Below are 19,943 nucleotides of genomic sequence, written 5' to 3'. Positions count from 1 at the left end.
AGCCAAGTGCCAGAAGGCCGGCATGCCCCTGAGCGTGATCGCCCAGTTGCTGAACGGCGGGCGCGGACAACGCAGACGCCTCGTCACCGAGCAACGCGACGCAATCAACTCCCAACGCGCACGACTTGAACGAACCATCAACTTCCTCAACCATGTCCTCGAATGCTCACACCCCGTCATCCAGGAATGCACAGCCTGCCAGGACTTCGCATCAACACCGCCCTGACCACCACAGCTGGTCGTCGGACGGGGTGCCGGTCAGCTGCACCGTGCCGAGTTCCAGGACGAGGTCCAGGACACGACCACGTCGCCCGGGTGAGCGGGGTCAGCGGGCACGGGCAGCGGGAACTCCCGTCCGGCGCGTGCGGCGGCCGTGTCGACGCGGAGGACCAGCCGGAACGCGGTCGCCGGCGACAAGCAGTTCGCGTCCGGCATCGGCGTCTCGAACGCCGCCTCCATAATCGTCGGCGACAACATCAACGACGTCCAGACGATCGCCAGAAGCTGACGGCGGCGTTCCCATCGCTACAGCGCCGCCGGTGCCGTTCGCGGCGCCGTAGATGCCGGGTTCAGGGGCTGTGCGCAAGCCACGCGGTAACGTCGACGTCTTGCGGGTGGACGGGTTCGGACAGCACGACCCCTGTGGTGGTGTCGCCCAGTTCCGCGAGGCATTCGATCACCAACTCCAGGTGGTGCGCGTCGCGTACCGCGACCTCCAGCTCGTAGCAGTTCGCCCCGGTGACGTGGGTGCAGGAGAGCACGTTCCCCATGGTCAACAGCCGCTCCCGGAGTCCCTTGGGATTGCGGGTGAACCGGTGCCGGGGGCGCAGTGACACATGCGCCCGCAGACCCAGCCCCAACCGGCCGAGGTCGAGGTGGACGCCGTATCCCGTGATCACGCCGCTGTCCTCCAGGCGCCGCACACGGTCGGCGACCGCGGGCCGGCTGAGGGCCACCCGGCGCCCCAACTCGGCGAGGGTGATGCGGGCGTTGTGGGACAGCTCGCGGATGATCGCGAGGTCGATAGCGTCGACGCCCGATGTTGTGCTGCCGCTCATACCCAACCAGCTTCCAATCGACGGGTATCAGGTCGAAGACCCGTCGAAGTGCCATGGGCGAACGGGCGGCGGCAGCCTACCGTGATCAGCCATGAAAGCCACCGTGCTGGAAAGCGCCGGACGCGTCCGGCTCGTCCACGTTCCCGACCCGGTGATCCAGCGGCCGGGCGACGCCCTCGTGAGAGTGTGCCTCGCGGCGGTGTGCGGGTCCGACCTGTGGCCGTTCCGCGGCCGAGAGCCCTTCACCCCTGGCGACCGCATGGGTCACGAGTGGGTAGGGATCGTCGAGGAGACGGGCCCGGACGTCGCTCGCGTCCGACCCGGCGACCTCGTCATCGCACCGTTCGCCTTCGCGGACGGCACCTGCCGGCCCTGCCGTGAAGGCCTGTTCACGTCCTGCCCCGACGGCGGATTCTGGGGCGGACGCCACGATGGGGGACAAGCTGAGGCCGTACGCGTGCCGTTCGCCGACGCCACCCTCCTCCCGGTGCGCGCGGACGCCGACACCTGTCTCCTGCCCCGGCTGCTGCCGTTGACCGATGTCATGGCCACCGGCACCCACGCCGCCGTCCTGGCCGGTACCGAGCCGGGATCGACCGTCGTCGTGATCGGGGACGGCGCCGTCGGAATGTGCGCCGTCCTCGCCGCTCACCGAGCCGGCGCGGAGCGGATCCTCCTCGCCGGACGCCATGTTGAACGCGGCAATCTTGCCAGGCGTATGGGGGCCACCGACGTCCTCGCCGCAGACGACCCGGCCACCGCGGAAATCGTCAGGAACCAGACGCAGGGCGGTGCATGGAACGTCGCCGAGTGCGCCGGCACCCAGTCCGCCCTCGACCTGGCGATCGACCTCGTGCGGCCCGGCGGCACCATCGGCTCCGTCGGCGTCCCGAACGGCGTGGAACACGTCGACCTCTACCGGCTGTTCCGGCACAACATCACCTTGCGCGCAGGCGTCGCCCCGGCACGCCGATACCTGGAGCCCTTGCTCGCAGACGTCCTGGCCGGGCGCCTCGACCCCTCACCGGTGTTCTCCCTCGAATTGCCCCTGGACGACGTCGCCTCCGCCTACCACGCCATGGACACCCGCCAGGCCCTTAAAGTCGCCCTCCGTCCATGAGCGTCCAGAGGGGAGTCAGGTCGACTTCATCGGTGACGACTCGGTCGACGCAGCGACATGCAGCGAGCAGGGCGGCGGCGTAACCGGTGCCGACATCCAGGACGCGGTCACCGCCGACCGCGGACGGCCTGACGCCGTGAGGCGGCGATCGTCCCACTGCGTCCGTCCGCACGAAAACGCGGCCGAACCGGCGCTTCGGGGCTGTTCCTTTCCCTGTGGCCGAGCATCATCCCAAAAGGATCGGAAGGCTCGGACCTGTCCTGGGGAGAGCCTGCGCACGAACAACCCCAGCCGGTTGCTGCCCGGCGACCCGTGTACGAAGGCCGCGCTCGCGGTATTGGGTCAGGTGATGATGGCCCGCGTCGCCCCGCACTTCGGCGGCACCGGGCCTTCGTGGGATTCGTACACGACGGCCGATCCCCCTAGTCGTCGTGCGGGGTGCCGACCCGAGTCGATCACCTTTTCCGACTCCGGTGGGAATCGCGGTTCGGTCCTCGGACTGAAGACCGGGGGACGCACGGGATCCAGGCTGCCGGTATGAACTTTTCGCGATCACATACGGCGGCGATTTCGGTCGAGGGGCTGACGAAGCGCTACGGCCGGACCACCGTCGTCGACCAACTGTCCTTCACGGTGCGGTCCGGCGCGGTCACCGGCTTCTTCGGGTCCAATGGCGCGGGCAAGACCACCGTGCTGAAAGCGGTCGCCGGGCTGGTGCGTCCCACCGCCGGCCGCGTGCTGATCCAAGGCGCTCCGGTGGTGTCCGACGCGCGGGTGCTGGGCGTACACATCGAGCCGTGCGGGGCACACCCCGGGCGTACCGCGCGGGCCCACTTGCGGACACTTGCGGTTCTCGCCGGGCTGCCCGGGGCACGCGTCGGCGAGGTGTTGGACCTGGTGGGGCTGGACCACGCCGCCGAGGTGCGGGTCGGTACGTTCTCGCTGGGCATGCGCCAACGGCTGGGCCTGGCGAGCGCGTTGCTGGGCGACCCGGAGATCCTGGTGCTGGACGAGCCGGTGAACGGCCTTGATCCGCAGGCGATCCGATGGCTGCGTACGCTCATCCGGGAGCGAGCGGAACGCGGAGGCACGACCCTTCTGTCCAGCCACATCCTTAGCGAGGCCGCCCGGACCGTCGACGACATCGTGATCATCGATAAAGGACGCCTGGTCCGGTCCGACACGGTCGACGAACTGTCCCAGGGCGGCGGCTCCCTCGAAGACGTGTTCCACGACCTGACCGGGGGGCGGGGCGCATGAGCCGCTTGGTCAAGGGGGAACTCCTCAAGACCGCGACCACTCGGACCGGGTACGCGTTCCTGGTCGGCGTTGTCGCGTTCGGCGTGCTCAACGCCGTGGTCGTCGCGGCGGCGTCGGGTGGCCTGGACGAGGTCGCGGAGAAGCAGGAGGCGTTCGCGGGGCTGCCGGTCCTGCTGATGCTGTGGGGTCTGGTCGGTGCCGCGGGCGAGTACCGGCACCGCACCGCGGCACCGACCGTGCTCGTGGCCGGGCGCGACCGGGGGGCGGTGCTGCTCGCCCGGATCGGCGCGTACGCCCTCACCGGCCTGGTCATCGGGGCGGTGACCGTCGCCGCGTCGGTCGCGGTCGCCGTACCGCTGCTGCGCGACGACCCCGGGCCCGACCTCACATCCGCGCAGGTCGCGGCGGTCGCGGCGGGCAACCTGGCGGCGTTCGTGCTGTCTGCGATCATGGGGGCGGCCATCGGCGCGATGGTGCGGGTCCCGGTGGTGGGGGTGGTCGTCCTGCTCGTCGTGAACTTCGCGGTGCTCCCGCTGGTCGCCGGCGTCGCCGAATCGGCCGCCGACCTCACGCCGTTCGGAGCCGCCGCCATCCTGACGCGGTCGACACACCACACGACGCTGTCCGTCGGGACGGCCGCCGTGGTCGTGGCCGCGTGGGCGGTCGCCCTGGTGATCGCGTCCGTCGCGAGCGAACGTCGACGGGACCTGGCGTGAACGCCTCACTCCGCTTCCCGCGTGCGGTGCGCCGGTGGTTCCCCGCGCACCGCACGCAGGTGTTCGACATCGCGGTCGCCGCGGTGACGACCGGCGTGGAGATGGGACTGATGTTCGAGGACGCCGCGCCCGTCGCCCCCGCCCCCGCCCTGCTCGCCCTCGCGGGCGGCGCGGCGCTGCTCGTCCGGCGGCACGCACCCGAAGCCGTCCTCGCCTTCACCTGCACCATTGCCGCCGTACTCACGGTGGTGGGCCACCATCACCCCGGCGGCGCCCCGCCCCTGGTCGCCCTGTTCACGGTCGCCGAGCTCCGCGAACGCCGCGCGTCGCTACTCGCGCTCGCGGCGACGGCGGTGTTCCTGACGGCGGCGGGCATCTCGGCCGCCCCGGTCGCTGCCGGCGCGTGGGCGCTCGGCGCGTACGCCCAGACCCGGCGCCGGTACACCCTCGCCCTGGAGGAACGCGCGGACCACCTCGAACGCGAGCGCACCCAACTGTCCCTGATCGCGGCACATCAGGAACGCACCGCGATCGCCCGCGAACTGCACGACATCGTCGCCCACTCCGTGACCGTGACGCTGCTGGGCGTACGCGGCGCCCGCGACGTCCTGCGTACCGCGCCCGACCTCGCCGACGACACCCTGGCCCGGGTGGAGACCAACGCGGAGCAGAGCATCGCCGAGATGCGGCGCATGCTCCTGGCGCTGCGCGAGCCCGGGCGGCAGGAGGCCGCCCTGCACCCGCAGCCGTCGCTGGACCAACTCGCCGAACTCGTCGCCACGTACGACGCCGCCGGGCTGCCCGCACACCTGGAGGTCAGCGGCCACCGGCGGCCGTTGGGCGGCGGCGTGGAACTGTCCGCCTACCGCATCGTCGAGGAGGCGCTGACCAACGCGCTCAAGCACGCCCGAGCCACCCGGGTCGCCGTGCACGTGGGCTTCGGCCGTACCCACCTGGAGGTCTCCGTCGTCAACGACGGCGGCCACCGGTCCCCGCCCGCGGACTCCCCGCCCGTCGCCGACGAACGCCCTTCCCGGCCTGCGCGTTCCCCGGGCGTGACTCCCTTGCCCGCCACCGGCCACGGCCTCGTCGGGATGCGCGAGCGGGTCGCCGTCCTCGGCGGCGAACTGGACGTACGCCCCGAACCCGACGGCGGGTTCCGGATCGCGGCCCGGCTGCCCATAGGCGGCGCGGCGTGACGATCCGGCTGCTCATCGTCGACGACCAGGAACTCATCCGCACCGGCCTGCGGCTGTTCCTCCAGACACAGGACGCGTTCGCCGTCGTCGGCGAGGCCGCGAACGGCGAGCAGGCGATCGCGCTGGCCCGCGAACTGCAGCCCGACGTGGTGCTCATGGACATCCGCATGCCGCATGTCGACGGCATCGAGGCGACCAGGCGACTGCACGCGGCGGGCATTACGCCGTCGCCGCGCGTACTGGTCCTGACGACGTTCGACCTGGACGAGTACGTCTTCGGCGCGCTGCGAGCCGGTGCATCGGGCTTCCTGCTCAAGGACGCGTCCCGCGCGCACCTGGTCGAGGCCATCCACGTGGTCCACGACGGCGAGGCACTCCTCTCGCCCTCAATCACCCGCCGTCTCATCGAGAACTTCGCCACCCGAGCCGAGCCGCGTCCCGCAGACACCGCCCTGGTCGCCGACCTGACCCCGCGCGAACGCGAGACCCTGCTCCTGGTCGCGCGCGGCCTCTCCAACACCGAGATCGCCGCCCGCCTCGTCGTCACCGAGGCGACCGTGAAAAGCCACGTGGGCAGCATGTTCGCCAAACTCGGCCTGCGAGATCGGGCCCAAGCGGTGGTCTTCGCCTACGAACACGCCCTGATCATCGCCGGCGAGGCCGGCTGACCCAGGAGCGGCCGTCATATGCGGATCCACCCATAGACCGCACTCGTTCATCCAATCGGGTGACACAGGGGACTCTTCGGCCCTAGACCCGAGTGTGGGGTCCGGGTGAACACGACGCCGGGGCAGCCCACCCGGCGCCCGCTCCCGACACCGGGAGACACCGCCACCGGTGTAAGGAGACACACCCGCCCAGCGGTCAAACGGATGTCCAGTCAGGGAAGCGTTGGCCGCGCTTGCTGTCCGTGCCACGGGCGCAACCCATCAGTCGCCGTAACCTGCCCGGGTCGTCGGCCGGTCCCCGGGACGCGACACACCCGGCGCGGCGGCAACGCTCCCATGGCATGCCCCATCGACAGAGATGAGGACGGCTCGTGAAACTCCGCTCCAGGGCCTTACTGTCCGCCACCGCCTTGTTGTTCGCCGGCGCCGGCGTGGCGCTGCCCTCCTCCGCGCAAGCGGACGGCGACGCGTCGTACGACGCCCAGTACGGATCTCCAGTCGTGCGCACGGTTTCCGGCGTCAGCCCGCTGCCCCCGGGGTGCGGGCTGCCCCCGGCCGACGGCTACGTGCTGAACCCGAACACCGAAGTCCTGCCCGCACTCGCGCGGGACCCGAACCGCCCCTGGCACCTCGTCACCGTTTTCCAGCAGGACCGCTGGAACCGGTACGGCAGCAACGGCGCGGTCACCGCTGTCTCCGACGACTACGGCAGGACCTGGAAGCCGTCCAAGAACCTGCCGCCCTTCTCCCGGTGCAACGGCGGTACGGCCGCCAATGGCGGAGACTATGACGTCACGACCGACAACTGGGTCACCATCACTCCGTCGGGCGCCGCGATCGCGGCGTCGTTCTCGCTGTCCCGCAGCGGCGAGACCACCGCCATCCTGGTGTCCCGTTCCGGCGACGGCGGAAAACACTGGGACGCACCGGCCACCCTGCAACGCGACGACACCCCGCGGTTCTTCAACGACCGCCCGACCGTCACCGCCGACCCCTACCACCCTGGCGTGGTCTACGCGGTGTGGGACCGCATCGACGACCAGTCGACCGGCACCGAGTCGAACTGGGTGCAGCCGGTCTACCTGGCCAAGTCGACCGACGACGGCCGTACATGGAGCACGAGCAAGGTGTACGACGTCCCCACCAACAGCGGCGCCATCGGCACCCAGCTGGTGCCTCTCGCGGACGGGACCCTGCTGATCGGCATGCACTTCGAGACGGCGACCGAGGGCTTCACCCAGGTGATCCGCTCGACCGACGGCGGCGCGACCTGGTCGGCGCCGACGCTGAACGTTCCGGCCCCGATGGCGGTGGGCCCCCGTATCCCGGACCCGGACAACTCGGGCGACCCGATTCGCAACGCCTCCCTGCCGCTGATGTCCACCCAGCCGAACAGCGCGGTGGTGGACGCGGTCTGGCAGAGCCAGGACACCGACGGAACCTTCCACGTGTCCTACGCCCGATCGGTCGACAGCGGACGTACGTGGTCCAGCCCGGTCCGCGTGGACAAGACGCCCTCGGGCTCCGCGGCCGTCCCAGCGGTCGCCACGTCCAAGACGGGCACCGTGGCCGTCACCTACTACGACTTCCGCAACAACACCGCCGACCCCGCCACCCTGCCCGCCGACCTGTGGGCCGTCACCTGCACGAACAACTGCACGCAGCCCGGCTCGTGGCACGAACAGCACATCGACGGGCCGTTCGACGCGCGCAAGGTCCCGGCGACCAGTGTCGGACGCCTGGTCGGCGACTACACCGGGCTCGTCTCGATCAGCGGCTCCGCGTTTACGGCCGCATACGGAGTCGCCACCGGCGACGCCTCGAACCCCGTGGACATTCACAGCGCAATCTTCGCCGACTGAACACCCCAGTCGCCGCACCGACGTAGGCCGGCGGGGTTCGGACCAACCGAACCCCGCCGACTCGGTACGGCCGACACCACGTCGAGCATCGTCTGTTCAGTGCACTCGGCCTCGGAAGCGGCCGGACAGTCACTTGGCAGACCGTGGAGTCGATGTTCACATCCCAGGTGACCAGGCCCTCCGCGTCGGCCCGGGCCTGAAACCGCTCCAGGATCCGGGCCCAGGTGCCGTCGCGCAGCCACCGCCGGAACAGGCCGTAGACGGTTTCCCACGGCCCGTACCGCCCGGGCACGTCCCGCCACGGCACGCCCGCCCGGGGCCACCACCGTATGCCGTCGATCAGCTGCCGTTTCGTCCGAGCCGGCGGCCGTCCGGGCTTCACCCCGACGGGCAACAACGACTCCAGACGCGCCCATTGAGCATCCGTCAGATCTCCCCGTCCCACGAAACGATCACGAAAGATCAAGATCCACTTCTTAGGCAGACCCTAACGAGCTCGTGCATGGTTGGCGGTGCGGTGTCGTACTTTGATCGGCGATCATGGTCGTGTGGTGGGGGGACTCGGCGCGTGCAGCGATCGTGCGCGACAGGAGGATCACCGACCTGTCAGCCGAGGTGATCTCTGAACTTGTCACTGAGGTAGGCCCGTTGTGGCGCGCGCGGCATCAAGCGGGACTGGTTGCGCGGCCGCGAAGGCGCGCAGTGGGTGCCGGTGCGAAGCACCGGCTGGTATTCGTCGACCGACTCCTGGCCACCTTGGTCCACCTCCGTCTCGGGACCACCCACGACGTGCTCGCCTGCTGGTTCGGCGTGGACCGGTCGACCGTGACACGGGCCATCGCCGAGGTGCGGCCCCTGCTCGCCGAACGGGGCTGCACCATCAGCCCCGGCGTCCGGCTGCGTAACCTCGCCGAAGTCGTCGACGACCTCGGCGCCAGCGGGAAGATCGGCATCGTCGACGGCACCGAGATCCGCGTGCGCCGCCCTGCCGTCGGACGCAAGGACCGCGAGCGGTTCATCTCCGGCAAGAGCAAACAGAACGCGGTCAAGGCCATGGTCCTCACCGACCAGGCCGGCCGCGTGCTGTTCTGCAGCCCCGCCGCTCCAGGGAGCTGCGCGGACATCACCCACGCCCGCCGGTTAGGACTGGCCCAACTCCTCACCGACGGCCCACCGGTCGAGATCCTGCACGTCGAACTCATCGAATCGGTTCCGGCATCCTATGGGCCTTCGACGATCGGGGCCGCCGCCACCACATCGGGGTCTGGACGGACGACGTCGAGGAGGAGGCAAGCCCGCCTGGCGTCGCTCAGTGCGGTGTGACTGCTGCCGGCCGGCGCCGGACCGCAGACGCCGACTCGTGCCCCAGATCGACCGATGACCGGCACGACTTCGTGCATGTCGTCGGTGACATCCCGCAGGGGCATGGCGCGGAGACGGTCGACGTGAACGTGTCGGTGACTCTCCGTCTGTCACGCGGTGAGCGTGAGGTCATGCAGAGTGGCGACGGCCTGACAAAGGGCGACGCCGTCGCGGCTTCGGCGGCGGTCGCAAAGGATCGCCAACTCCGAACGGGCGGCGGCCCGCTCGGCGCAGCGCGACCCTTGGGGTGCTCGGCGGTGGCCGGGAGGGCTCCTGCCGGGATGTTGCGGTGGGAGGTGATCAGGGCGGTTCCGGCACAGCCGCCGTCGGCGGCTCGTGCAGATGGCCGCAGACCGGAAGAGCGTCGTCCCGGGGACGGTGTGAGGCGGGCGCGTCTGCTTCGAAGGTAGCTGCGCGTTCGCCGATACCGGTGGTCGCGCCGCGACGTGGCGCCTCGGCCGGACGCCGGGCGGACACGTACCAGCGTCGACGATCCATCCCCGGCCGCTCTGTTGGGAGTTGGGGCGCGAATCGAACGCAAGCAACGGTCCGAGTCGTTTGCTCACCGGACACACGATTCCCTGCGAACGCCGGGCAGCGGCGCCAGGTCCCGCGCCGTCCCGTTGAGGCGGTGCCGCACCGCCTCCGCCGGCGGCCCGTCCGTCGGCGGAGGGCACGACGGCCGGCGGCCGCGGGCCGTCCCCCGCGCCGCTCGAGCACGACTTCCGACAGCTCGACCGACCCGTTCGCGAACTCGTGAACGTGTCCAGTCGCAGCGGCTGTACCCGGACCGGGATCGGTGGAGAGCGCGGGTCATGAGGTCGCGGCGGGGCTGACGCGTCGCCACGTGTCAGAAGCCCGCCCGCGTCCGCGACCCGGGTCGTTACCGACTCTGGAGGACCACGGCAACCTGGTCGCTCACCGGCCAGATCTATAACTTGGTCAAAGAATTCTGTATGACGGTGTCAAGCACAGAGAAACGTCAGGGTGGCGGGCGGCGTACCTGGCGGAGGGACCCCAGGAGGATGACGTGAGCCACAGCAATGGGTCAGCCGCCGCAGCGGAAGAGGTGCCGGTTCGGCCTGCCTCGTCTGCGGCGCTGCGGGGGGTGCGGGTCGTGGAGGCCGGCAGGGGCATCGCCGTCTCGTACGCCGCGAAGCTGCTGCGGGACCAGGGCGCGAGCGTCGTGAAGGTCGACGACGACGATCCGCTCCGGCGGTGGTCGGCGGCCTCGCCCGACGAGCCGCTGACCGGTGACGGTCCGTTGTGGTCGTTCCTCCAGTTGGGCAAGACGATCGTGACGCAGACGCCGGCCGAGGCCGACATCGTGCTCACGTCGGCGGGTTGGGACGGCCGGGCACCGGTGGTCGTGCACGTGACACCGTTCGGCCTCGACGGGCCGCTGGCCGGGCGGGTCGCCAACGAGTTCACGTTGCAGGCATGGTGCGGGCTGATGTCCGCGTGCGGCACGAAGGACTCGCCGCCGCTGCCAATGGGCGCGGGGCCGGGAGAGTGGGCGACCGGGGCGACGGCCGCGCTGGCGGCGCTGGCCGGCCGACGGGCGGGCGGCGCGACGGTGGACGTCGCCGCCCTCGAGGTGATGGCCGTATGTCTCAACAACTATCCGACGCTGTACCGGGAGTTCACCGGGAACGTGGCCGCCCTGTCCCGCAGCGGCGACTGGCCGTCGGTGGTCCGGTGCAAGGACGGCTGGGTGGGCCTGTGCATCTTCACCGCGCAACAGTGGGCCGACTTCGCCGTCATGATCGACCGGCCCGACCTGGCCGAGGACGAACGGTGCACGTCCATGGGCGCCCGCAGCCGCAACCGCGCGTTTGTCGAGGCCAACGTCGGCCCGCGGCTCGCCGGGCACACCGCCGCGGAGATCGTCGAGCTGGGCGGGCTGTTCCGCGTGCCGGTCGCCCTCATCGGCAACGGTGAGCCGCTGTTCGACATGGAGCATCCGCGCGAACGGGGAGTCTTCCTCGGCAACCCCGCGGGCTTCCGGCAGCCCCGTTCGCCCGTCCTCCACCACGGCCGGCCCGGCCACGACGACCACGCGGGCCCGGCCGCCGCGACGCAGAGGACGACCAGGCCGCTGGAGGGCGTCCGCGTCGTCGACCTCACCGCGTTCTGGGCCGGGCCGTACGCGACACACCTGCTCGCCGCCCTCGGCGCCGAAGTCGTCAAGGTCGAGTCGCCCACCCGGCCGGACGGCATGCGGTTCGCCACGGTCAAATCCCCGGCCGAGCCGGACTGGATGGAGTTCGGCCCGACCTTCCACGGCACCAACCCGGGAAAGCGGTCGGTCACTGTCGACCTCGCCACCGAGGACGGCCGTGCCCGGTTCCTGCGCCTGGTCGCCACCGCCGACGTCGTCGTGGAGAACTTCACCCCGCGCGTCATGGACGGCCTGGGCCTGGGATACGACGAACTGCGCCGGGTCAAGCCCGACCTCGTCATGCTGCGCCAGCCCGGCTTCGGCCTCGACGGCCCGTGGGCCAACCACGCGGCCTTTGCGCAGACGATGGAGCAGACGACCGGCATCGCCTGGCTCACCGGACTCCCCGACGGCGAACCGCTCGTGCGCAGCACCATCGACCCGATCACCGGCCTCCACGGCGCGTTCGCCGTTCTCACCGCGCTCGAACGCCGGGCCGCGACCGGACAGGGCGAACTGGTCGAGGTGCCCATGCTGGAAGTCGCCCTCAACATCGCCGCCGAGCCGATCGTCACCTGGTCCGCCACCGGGTACCGCATGGATCGTCAGGGCGCCCGCGGGCCCGGTGCCGTGCCGCAGGGGGTGTACCGCTGCGCGGGCGAGGAGCAGTGGGCCGCCCTCGCCGTCGAGACCGACGAGCAGTGGCAGGCACTTGCCCGCCTCACCGGCTGGGGCGCCGACCTCGCCACCCGCGCCGAGCGGCGAGCCCGCCACGACGAGATCGACGAGCGCCTGGCGGCGTGGTTCGCCGACCGGGACCGCGACGCCACCGCCGAACTGATCCTCAACGCCGGCGTCCCCGCCGCGCCGGTCTGGGACCAGATGCTCCAGGACGAACTGCCCCAGCTCGTGGCACGCCACTTCTACCAGCCGCTCGAGCATCCGATTGCCGGCACCGTCCGGCATCCCGGAATCGGCATGCACTCCCAGCAGCTCGACTTGACCCTTCGCGGGCCGGCACCGACCTTGGGCCAGCACACCGAGGAGGTGCTTCGCGACGCCTGACCAGGAGAACCCCTCCCCCGGCCCGGCGCGGGCGGCCCGGCGCGTTCAACAAAAGCGGCGCCGCAGCTGCCCGAGCACCTCGAGAAGCTCCGCCGCGTTTCCGCTCTGATCTGAAAGGGATTCCCGGTGAAGTACGTCGTCGCGAGTTCGGCGTCGACCTCGATCGTGACGACGTTCTCGGGTCCGAGGCAGGCGGCGAGCAGGGCGGCGGTCCAGCCGGTGCCGGTGCCGACGTCCATGACGCGGTCGCCGTCGCGGACTTGGAGGTCGTACAGCGTGTCCGCGATGACCGGTGGCATCGACGCCGACGAGGCGACCCGTCCGCGGTCGGTGCCGGTGTGGGTGCCGGTGTGGGTGCCGTCGTCCCACTGCGTCACCAGCGCCGTGTTGCTGTGGACGGCCGCCGCCTACCCCTCCGGGTCGCGGGTGTGGTCCGGCGGGGTGTAGGTGCCAGTGGCGAGGTCGTGCACCCACGCCAGGTCCGGGACGAACGCGGCACGGGGCACATCGGCGAAGGCGTCCGCCCAGCCAGGCGGCAAGACGTCCAGCTCGGTCAGCAGCGCGGCGAGCGCGCGCGGACGGCGACGTCGGCGGAACCCGGCAACGAGCGGTGCCGCGTGGTGCCAGCGGTTCGCGAAGGAGAGTCGGGCAGCTGCGTGTCACTGCATCGGGGCCGAGCCACGCCCTGCTGTAGGTGTCCGCGGGGCGGCAGCATCGGCGTTGGCGAGTTCGTAGTAGCGGACGGGTTCGTCGCCGAGGGCGTGCGGCGTGGGGGCGACGCGGACGAGGTAGTCAAGGACGGGCTCGGGTGGAGCGGAGCTGGTTGAACAGGAAGTCTCAGTCGCGGCGCAGGAGTGCCACCGACGGCAGGTCGCCGGCGTCCAGGTGGCGGTGGTGAGGCTGCGGACGGTGCCTTGGCCCTGGCGGGCGCCCTTGGCGGCGTTGTTGCGTATCCAGGACTGTTCGCCAGCCCCATCCTGCAATGTGCCCTGGCGGCTCCTGATCTGCACGACCGCGGCGTGGCGGCCCACCAGGAGCAAGCAGTCGCCAGATTCACGTTGCCCGCAGCCCAACGTCGCGCTGTGGAACTCTGCAAGAATCACGATGCGGACAGGAAGTCATGAATGCAAGCTCCACAGGGTCAAAAGACTCGACAGGGCAATCAGGGACATTATAAAACCCGCACCTACCCACTTTCCCTTGAGTCCATCAATGGCGCAAGAGATTCCCGAGAAGAGGAATGAGATCGCAATCAGCACAGCTGCTCCATCAACTGTTTTGACTTTAATATGATCTCGATCATAATCGGCTCTAAATTCTGGCAAAATCAGCGCAGCCGAGTAGAGTAGAAAACCAATCGCCAGGCAGATTGAAGAAATCACACGACCAGCGCCAGCCTTTTTCACTTAAGCGCTCCCCAAAAATCGCATCACCGCAAAATGCCACCACGGCAGAAAATATAACCCGGAAATGCGAGGCAGCCTATTATGTCTCGCGCGTGCCATCACCGTCCAGCGGTCCGGATCGTCGCCGTTGACCACCCACGAGAAGGTGTCGCCTTGGTTGGACGACGCACAGGGAAGGAGTCCGTTCGGTTCGGGGAACGGGGCGTTGCCGTGTGAGTCGTCGTCTTCCCACAGGTAGCGGTTCATCTCCACGTCCTCAAGCATCCCGTGCGCGACCGTGGTCTCCCTGCCTGCGGTCGGCAGTACCACGTGCAGGAAATCGTCCACCGTGAACGTTGGATACCAGTGGGCCAGCAACGTGTAGTTGTTGGGGGGCAGCACACCAAGCGCGGCTCGAAATACCTCCCAGTCCAGTTCGGCTGGCTCGGGACGCCGATGTCCCTGCAATGCAGGCACGGCTTGCTCAAGAGCTGCGAGTGCTCTGGCAGCCTGTGATTCGCCCATCGGTCCCACCTGTGTCCTCCTGATCGGAAAGTCCGTGGATGGAATCACACGCGGCGGACAACCGGCCTCGGTCACACACGGCCACGACCACCGCCCGCAGCGCTCCACGAACTTGAACCAGAGCCTGACAACCAGCAACGGTGCGACACGGATTCTGGTCCACCCCGATTCGCGCCGAAGCCCATGTTCATGACTTTCAGAAACCCCTCGGCGAGGCCCTGGGCCGCCGCGGAACCCGCAGCGAACAGGTTCGGAGCACCGGAGGGCTGGCGCCACGGTGATGCTGCCGAGCCGCGCCGACTGGTCTTGTTACCTTCTCGCATCGGCATCCGTCATAGGTGCGACGGCTGATGACGAGTGGCCGTCGCACTCATGAGTGAATCGAGGACAGGATGCTGAGCACCATCATGTACGTGACGGTCTACGTCACCGATCAGGACCGCGCGCTGACGTTCTACACCGAGGGCCTCGGCCTGGAGAAGCGGCTCGACTTCCCGGGGCCGGAGGGACGCTTCCTCACCGTCGGCGTCCCGAACAGCCCGGTACAGATACTCCTGTGGTCGCACGCAGCGGCCGCAGGACAGCCCGGCGAGGGCGGCGTGCCCGGCCCGCTGATCCTCGAATCCGACGAACTGCGCAAAGACTTCGAAGCAATGCGCCGGCGCGGGGTCGTCTTCGAGGACGCGGAGCCCGCGGACTACCCGTTCGGTGTCCGCGCGGAGGCGATGGATCCGGACGGCAACCGGATCTCGCTGCGTCAGCCCAGGCAGCCGTGACCACCGACCCGTCCAGCCGGGTGGCCGAGGTGTTCGAGGCCCAGCGCGACCGACTACGCGCGGTCGCCTACCGCGTGCTTGGATCGCACGCGGACGCCGAGGACGTGGTCCAAGAGGCATGGCTGCGCCTCGCCGGCCAGGACGAGGCGGCCATCGACAACCTGGCGGGGTGGCTGACCACCGTGGTCGGCCGCCTCAGCCTGGACCTCCTCCGCTCCAGGCGGGCCCACCCCGAAACCGCGTACGAGCACGAGTTCGCGAGCCTCGTGGTCACACCCGACGGCGAGGCCACGCCGGAGGAGCGGGTGGCGCTGGCCGACTCTGTCGGCGTCGCCCTGCTCGTCGTGCTCGACTCGCTGACCCCGGGCGAGCGGGTCGCGTTGGTCCTGCACGACATGTTCGGGGTCTCGTTCCAGGAGATCGGGCAGATCCTGGGCAAGTCCGCGGACGCCGCGAAGATGACCGCGAGCCGTGCCCGCCGGAAGGTCCGCGGCACGGACCCGCCACCCGGCTCGGGCCGCGAACATCGTGAGGTCATTCAGGCGTTCAGCGACGCCGCGCTGGCTGGTGACTTCGAGGGGCTGCTGCGTGTGCTGGACCCGAACATGAAACTGACGGTCGACACCCCCGGCGGTGTGGTCGTCACCCTCGGCGCCACGAAGGTCGCCGCCGGCGCCCGCATGTTCGCAGGCAAAGCCGCACGCGTCGTCGCCGTGCGGGTGAACGACCTTCCCGGCCACATGTCCTGGCGATCCGACGGAACCCCGTTGTCCGTCATCGCCTTCAGCGTCCACGGAGATCGAATCGCCCGCATTCACATCGTCGTCGACCCGGCCAAACTCACCGCGATCGGATTGGCCGCGCCAGCGTGACCCGGTGCCGTCACAGCAAGGTTCACTTCGCCGCGACAGCCGTGCCCGCCCCTGGGCCCTTCGCGATACCGCAGGCCAGGCGGGCGATGCCCCGGCCGTCCAGGACGTCCCGGCCGCCATCCCAACCACACCCGCGTCCTGACCCACCTCGCCCGGCAGCCGCTGGTGTCCAGAATTCGTGAACAGCCCAGCGGCCGCGGCCGCTCGAGCGCTCCTCGAACTGTGGCGCAAACGTTTCCCATTCACATGTACCTAGCCAACGGCGGTGACAAGGACGGCGAAGAGACACGCGCTCCCACGGACTGCCGCTCTACCGGGACCTGTCGGTCATGCGGTTCCTGAAGATTCGCCGCACCGGCCGCACCGGCCGCCCCCCGGCACCGGACGATTTCGACGCGGACTTCCCCGCGCTCATCGCCCGGACGCTCTCCGACCTCACCCCCGACGAACGCCACGTCCTACGCGGCGCCACGCACGCGGGTCGGCGTGTCACACGGCAACGGGCCCACTGCGCGGCGGTTTGCGCGAACGACGCCTGCACGGCGCGGCGGTCCTCGGTGTCGCCGACTGCTGCGCGAGATGGCTAATGTTCCGCGGAATATGATCTTCAAAGAAACTATCTGCTAGTTTCTCTCTCGCCAGGAGGCGGACGCGATCAACCAGAGAAGGCCGAGGTCGAGGTTGAGGTCTTCAGGCGTCAGCCCGAAGCGTTCCCGGAGGCAGTCCATCCGGTCTTCGAGCAGCATCAAGGTGAGACCGATGCGTTCCTCCTGGTACTCGGTCAGGTCACCGGCGTCGACGCGGCGCATGGCCTGCCGTTCCATCAGCTGCCTCACGAGTTCGACGATGGTCAGTACGAGGCGTACGAGATCTCGTTCGACGTTGTCCGGATCGGTGTCGAGACGCCGACGACGGCCCGGCTCGAAGTCGGGGGGCACGGGCCACCAGTCGTCGCCGGATCGGCCGTTCTCGTAGCGGTTCACGAGACACCACCGGCTGGATGGCTCTGCCGGGAGGCGCGGTCCCCCGGAGCGGCGTACGCGGGGGCGATCAGGGCGCGCAGGTCGATGCGAACAAGGGGGACATCGGCGATCGACAGCTCCAGATCTCCGCAGACGGTGACGCCACCCGCCAGGAGCCGGTCGAGTATGTCGACCAGAGAGGCGTTGTCGGCCGACGCAACGGGGTAGGCGCGGCTGGGTGGTGGGACATCCCCCGACGGCCTTCGTGGCACGGGCTCGGTGACGCGGCCTGCGACGGGCGTGTTCATGATCTCGACTTCGGGGGCGCGCCCGGGTCTGCGGACTCGGTGCGTTCGTCGCCTGGTCCGCTGCGTCCGCTGCCCAGGTCGCGAGGTGTGAAGGAGTAGGGCGCCCACGGCCCGGTGACCTCGATGCGCAAGGGCAACGCGTGAGCCCGGAGGTCCACGACGGACGCGAACTCCGCGGCATCGTCGTCGGCAACGAGGTAGGCGGCGTTGAGCAGATTGACGTCTTCGTGCGTCGGGGCGGAGAGGCCGGGAGTGTCGGAGCGATCCGGGGCTGCCGCAAGGCGCGGGGGGAGGTGGTGGACGTCGACGGCGACCGCGCTCAGTGCGGCGTCCAGTTCGGTGACGGCGCGGTCGAGGACGTCTCGAGCGTCCTGGGCACTGGTGCGCTCCGCCTTCCGGCGTCGCAGATACTCGCGCCCGGATCCCGGCCCGAGTTCCGAAGGCGGGGCGGGCACCGGGCGGCCTGTGGCACGCGGCGGCGGAGAGGCATAGGCCTTGATTCCCCACTCGGCTCGTCCCGCGATGTGGTCAAGAGCTGCCCTGAGCTGCTCCGCTTCGCGGCGTAGCACGGTCCGTACGCCGTCGTCGTCGTAGTACAGGGTGGCCAGGCGCAAGGGCGCCGTGGCGGTCACCGCGCCGAGAGTTTGCACCACGGTGTGGTGAGCCCTGGCGAGTTGCTCCAACTCGGGCAGGGCCTCAAAACGCCGGTGCAGCGATTCCTCGCCGAAGTCCGCGGCAGGAACGGTCTCGACGACCGCCCAGAGGTCCTCGTGGTCCGTGGCGTTGCCATCGGAGCTGCCGCTCACGGCGAGCGTACGCAACTGGCCGCCGCCGACGCCTTTGACGTCGCTCAGCGCGTCGGTTTCAAAGGGTCGGCAGACGGCGTACGCGTAGACGGCGGTCAAACGACCGTCGGCGCTGGTCACGAGTCCTCCTCCCTGCCGCTCTCCTGCTCGGCGAGTTGTTCGCGCAAGCGGCGGTTCTCCTCGACGAGGGCCGGGTCGGCAGATTCCAATGCCCCGGGCATGTCGGAGCGCTGCCGCAGTTGGCGGCGGAGCTGCTCGTTCTCCTCGACAAGACGCCGGTCGGCAGCCTTCGAGGACAGCGACGGGTCGCTCTCCCACCAGTCGATGCCCATCTCCTTGGCGCGGTCGACCGATGCGATCCGCAACCGCAGTTTGATGGTGAGCAGTTCGACGTCCACAAGGTTGATCTTGATGTCACCCGCGATCACGATGCCTTTGTCCAGTACGCGCTCCAGGATGTCGGCCAGATTCGCGGACCCGCCCTGGCCTTGCGGCACTTGCCGGGCCAAATTGCCGCCCGGCCAGCCCCCTTGGGACACGACGGGCCTGTCGCGGTGGAAGTCGCCTTGGGTCATGGCGGGTCCTCAGCGGGACGCCCGAACACGGCTGTCCTCGTCGTCCTCTTCTTCGTAGTCGTCCTCGTCGTCCTCGTACTCGTCGTCCTCGTCCTCGTATTGGTCGTTGTCTCCTTCGTACTCGTCCTCTGCGTCTTCCTCGTCCTCGTCTTCCTCGTCCTCGTCTTCCTCGTCTTCCTCGTCCTCGTCCTCGTCTTCGTCGTCCGCTTCCTCGCTCTCGTCGTCCGCCTCGTCTACGTACTCGTCTTCCTCGTCTTCCTCGTCTTCCTCGCCTTCCTCGTCCTCGCTCTCGTCGTCCGGCTCGTCTTCGTACTCGTCGTCGTAGTCCTCCGCTTCATCCTCGTCCGCCGGCTCGTCGCCTTCCTCCGTGTCCTCGTCCTCGTGCGGCTCCCCGTCGTCCTCGGGTTCACCGACCACTTCGCCGTCCCGGATCTCGCCGCGCCAGCCCTCGGTGTCCTCGTCCTCGGCGAACGCCACGAAATGGCGGAAGTGCTTCAAATCCAGACGGACACGGCGGCCCTGGGCCCGCCAGAGGTTGCCGATCTTTTCGACCGGCCCCGAGGGGTGGTACTCCAAGACCACGACAACGCGGGTGAGCCGCTCGCCGAGTTCGTGGAACGTGACCACACCCCGGGTAGTGCCCTTCGCGCCTTCCGAGGTCCAGGCGATTCGCTCGTCAGGGACCTGCGTGCGGACGTTTGCCTTCCAACTGCGCGAGGACGGTCCGACCTTGACCTTCCACTCGCTGCTGATGTCGTCGCTGCGGTCGACGCTGCGAACGCCCTTCGCCCACGTCGAGAAGTCCTCAAAGCGCGTCCAGTGGTTGTACGCGACATCGAGTGGCACGCCCACGTCGATGCTCTCGGTGATGTGGACGAACTTCCCGCCGCCCTTGCCCTTGCCCTTGCCCTTGCCCTTGCCCGACTTCACCGTGCCGGTCACCGCTTCGGCCGCATGTTGAACCGTGTCCTTCACCTTGCCGAACCCCGCCGCCGCCGTCGCGCCGAGCGTGGAGCGGCCCTGGGCCCGGCCGATGCCGATCTTGGGAAGCAGCCCCAGGTCACCGCTCTCGGCCGCCTCGGTGACGCGGTCGGCAGCGCCGCTGATCCTGTCCCCGGCGCGTTCCGCCAACTGCTGCCCCCGCGCGGCCGCGTAGTGTTCGACCGCCCCTAGGTCGTGTCTTCAAAGTGGTGACGCGGGATCATGGTGTTCGTGATTCGGCGTTATGAACTGACGGATGACGAGTGGGCGTTGATGGAGCCG

At 69.5% G+C, this 19,943-nt stretch carries 22 protein-coding genes and 1 pseudogene; 11 read left to right on the top strand and 12 right to left on the bottom strand.

Going from position 1 to position 19,943, the window contains the following annotated elements; genetic code table 11:
* The coding region (locus AB0C36_RS37735; RefSeq protein ID WP_358363175.1) for a MerR family DNA-binding protein at positions 1 to 226 on the top strand (226 nt) is incomplete at its 5' end.
* 32 nt (positions 227 to 258) lie between these two features.
* Here AB0C36_RS37735 and AB0C36_RS37730 read toward each other — a convergent pair.
* Both AB0C36_RS37730 and AB0C36_RS37725 read right to left on the bottom strand, forming a co-directional pair.
* The gene (locus AB0C36_RS37730) at positions 259 to 477 is read right to left on the bottom strand and encodes a hypothetical protein (protein ID WP_358363173.1); all 219 of its coding nucleotides are present in this window, start codon (positions 475 to 477) and stop codon (positions 259 to 261) included.
* A 92-nt stretch (positions 478 to 569) separates the two neighbouring features.
* Positions 570 to 1,058, bottom strand: a complete 489-nt coding sequence (locus AB0C36_RS37725; RefSeq protein WP_358363171.1) for an Lrp/AsnC family transcriptional regulator — start codon at positions 1,056 to 1,058, stop codon at positions 570 to 572.
* A gap of 91 nt (positions 1,059 to 1,149) precedes the next feature.
* Here AB0C36_RS37725 and AB0C36_RS37720 point away from each other — a divergent pair, with 91 nt between their 5' ends.
* The 6 genes from AB0C36_RS37720 to AB0C36_RS37695 all read left to right on the top strand — a co-directional run bounded on the left by AB0C36_RS37720 (position 1,150) and on the right by AB0C36_RS37695 (position 7,883).
* Complete coding sequence (locus AB0C36_RS37720) at positions 1,150 to 2,178, top strand: alcohol dehydrogenase catalytic domain-containing protein (RefSeq protein WP_358363169.1); 1,029 nt, start codon at positions 1,150 to 1,152, stop codon at positions 2,176 to 2,178.
* Between the two features lie 537 nt (positions 2,179 to 2,715).
* Positions 2,716 to 3,438, top strand: coding sequence for an ABC transporter ATP-binding protein (locus AB0C36_RS37715; protein WP_358363167.1), 723 nt, complete (start codon positions 2,716 to 2,718; stop codon positions 3,436 to 3,438).
* Positions 3,435 to 4,154, top strand: coding sequence for an ABC transporter permease (locus tag AB0C36_RS37710; protein WP_358363165.1), 720 nt, complete (start codon positions 3,435 to 3,437; stop codon positions 4,152 to 4,154). The genes AB0C36_RS37715 and AB0C36_RS37710 overlap by 4 nt, the downstream gene beginning before the upstream one ends.
* A complete protein-coding gene (locus AB0C36_RS37705) occupies positions 4,151 to 5,353 on the top strand; it encodes a sensor histidine kinase (RefSeq protein ID WP_358363164.1) in 1,203 nt (400 codons plus the stop codon). The genes AB0C36_RS37710 and AB0C36_RS37705 overlap by 4 nt, the downstream gene beginning before the upstream one ends.
* A complete protein-coding gene (locus AB0C36_RS37700; protein WP_358363162.1) occupies positions 5,350 to 6,021 on the top strand; it encodes a response regulator in 672 nt (223 codons plus the stop codon). The genes AB0C36_RS37705 and AB0C36_RS37700 overlap by 4 nt, the downstream gene beginning before the upstream one ends.
* Before the next feature lie 371 nt (positions 6,022 to 6,392).
* Positions 6,393 to 7,883: a sialidase family protein gene (locus AB0C36_RS37695; RefSeq protein WP_435839192.1), complete on the top strand. Its 1,491-nt coding sequence runs from the start codon at positions 6,393 to 6,395 to the stop codon at positions 7,881 to 7,883.
* On the opposite strand, the gene AB0C36_RS37690 is transcribed toward AB0C36_RS37695, so the two are convergent.
* Positions 7,807 to 8,328 carry a transposase gene (locus tag AB0C36_RS37690; protein WP_358363161.1) on the bottom strand — a complete coding sequence of 174 codons (522 nt, stop codon included), beginning with the start codon at positions 8,326 to 8,328 and terminating at the stop codon, positions 7,807 to 7,809. The two genes, AB0C36_RS37695 and AB0C36_RS37690, sit on opposite strands and share 77 nt — an antisense overlap.
* Before the next feature lie 257 nt (positions 8,329 to 8,585).
* Between AB0C36_RS37690 and AB0C36_RS37685 the strand changes: the two genes are divergently transcribed.
* Together AB0C36_RS37685 and AB0C36_RS37680 are read left to right on the top strand one after the other, a co-directional pair.
* Positions 8,586 to 9,206, top strand: coding sequence for a transposase family protein (locus tag AB0C36_RS37685; RefSeq protein ID WP_358363159.1), 621 nt, complete (start codon positions 8,586 to 8,588; stop codon positions 9,204 to 9,206).
* Positions 9,207 to 10,275: 1,069 nt separating this feature from the next.
* Entirely contained in the window at positions 10,276 to 12,471 is a 2,196-nt protein-coding gene (locus tag AB0C36_RS37680) for a CaiB/BaiF CoA-transferase family protein (protein ID WP_358363157.1), read from the top strand.
* 197 nt (positions 12,472 to 12,668) lie between these two features.
* Here AB0C36_RS37680 and AB0C36_RS37675 read toward each other — a convergent pair.
* The 4 genes and pseudogenes from AB0C36_RS37675 to AB0C36_RS37660 all read right to left on the bottom strand — a co-directional run.
* Positions 12,669 to 12,770, bottom strand: a pseudogene (locus AB0C36_RS37675) (methyltransferase domain-containing protein); the annotation flags it as partial.
* A 108-nt stretch (positions 12,771 to 12,878) separates the two neighbouring features.
* A complete protein-coding gene (locus AB0C36_RS37670) occupies positions 12,879 to 13,010 on the bottom strand; it encodes a hypothetical protein (protein WP_358363156.1) in 132 nt (43 codons plus the stop codon).
* A 579-nt stretch (positions 13,011 to 13,589) separates the two neighbouring features.
* On the bottom strand, positions 13,590 to 13,877 hold the full coding sequence (locus AB0C36_RS37665) for a hypothetical protein (protein WP_358363155.1): 288 nt from the start codon (positions 13,875 to 13,877) through the stop codon (positions 13,590 to 13,592).
* Positions 13,878 to 14,381, bottom strand: a complete 504-nt coding sequence (locus AB0C36_RS37660; RefSeq protein ID WP_358363153.1) for an SMI1/KNR4 family protein — start codon at positions 14,379 to 14,381, stop codon at positions 13,878 to 13,880.
* A 392-nt stretch (positions 14,382 to 14,773) separates the two neighbouring features.
* Between AB0C36_RS37660 and AB0C36_RS37655 the strand changes: the two genes are divergently transcribed.
* Both AB0C36_RS37655 and AB0C36_RS37650 read left to right on the top strand, forming a co-directional pair.
* Positions 14,774 to 15,157 carry a VOC family protein gene (locus tag AB0C36_RS37655; protein WP_358363152.1) on the top strand — a complete coding sequence of 128 codons (384 nt, stop codon included), beginning with the start codon at positions 14,774 to 14,776 and terminating at the stop codon, positions 15,155 to 15,157.
* Entirely contained in the window at positions 15,154 to 16,029 is an 876-nt protein-coding gene (locus tag AB0C36_RS37650; RefSeq protein ID WP_358363151.1) for a sigma-70 family RNA polymerase sigma factor, read from the top strand. The genes AB0C36_RS37655 and AB0C36_RS37650 overlap by 4 nt, the downstream gene beginning before the upstream one ends.
* A 623-nt stretch (positions 16,030 to 16,652) precedes the next feature.
* On the opposite strand, the gene AB0C36_RS37645 is transcribed toward AB0C36_RS37650, so the two are convergent.
* The 5 genes from AB0C36_RS37645 to AB0C36_RS37625 are packed head-to-tail and all read right to left on the bottom strand — an operon-like array spanning position 16,653 to position 19,622.
* Complete coding sequence (locus AB0C36_RS37645; protein ID WP_358363177.1) at positions 16,653 to 16,967, bottom strand: gas vesicle protein K; 315 nt, start codon at positions 16,965 to 16,967, stop codon at positions 16,653 to 16,655.
* Positions 16,968 to 17,008: 41 nt separating this feature from the next.
* A complete protein-coding gene (locus AB0C36_RS37640) occupies positions 17,009 to 17,299 on the bottom strand; it encodes a gas vesicle protein (protein WP_358363149.1) in 291 nt (96 codons plus the stop codon).
* Positions 17,296 to 18,225: a GvpL/GvpF family gas vesicle protein gene (locus tag AB0C36_RS37635; protein ID WP_358363148.1), complete on the bottom strand. Its 930-nt coding sequence runs from the start codon at positions 18,223 to 18,225 to the stop codon at positions 17,296 to 17,298. Before AB0C36_RS37635 ends, AB0C36_RS37640 begins: the two co-directional genes overlap by 4 nt.
* On the bottom strand, positions 18,222 to 18,680 hold the full coding sequence (locus tag AB0C36_RS37630) for a gas vesicle protein (RefSeq protein ID WP_358363146.1): 459 nt from the start codon (positions 18,678 to 18,680) through the stop codon (positions 18,222 to 18,224). Before AB0C36_RS37630 ends, AB0C36_RS37635 begins: the two co-directional genes overlap by 4 nt.
* Before the next feature lie 9 nt (positions 18,681 to 18,689).
* A complete protein-coding gene (locus AB0C36_RS37625) occupies positions 18,690 to 19,622 on the bottom strand; it encodes an SRPBCC family protein (RefSeq protein ID WP_358363145.1) in 933 nt (310 codons plus the stop codon).
* Positions 19,623 to 19,943 lie beyond the last annotated feature (321 nt).

It is taken from the genome of Streptodolium elevatio, from assembly GCF_040649515.1.
Taxonomy (GTDB): domain Bacteria; phylum Actinomycetota; class Actinomycetes; order Streptomycetales; family Streptomycetaceae; genus Yinghuangia; species Yinghuangia elevatio.
The sequence above is the reverse complement of the archived record's forward strand: the minus strand, read 5'-3'. Positions and strand labels throughout refer to the sequence as shown.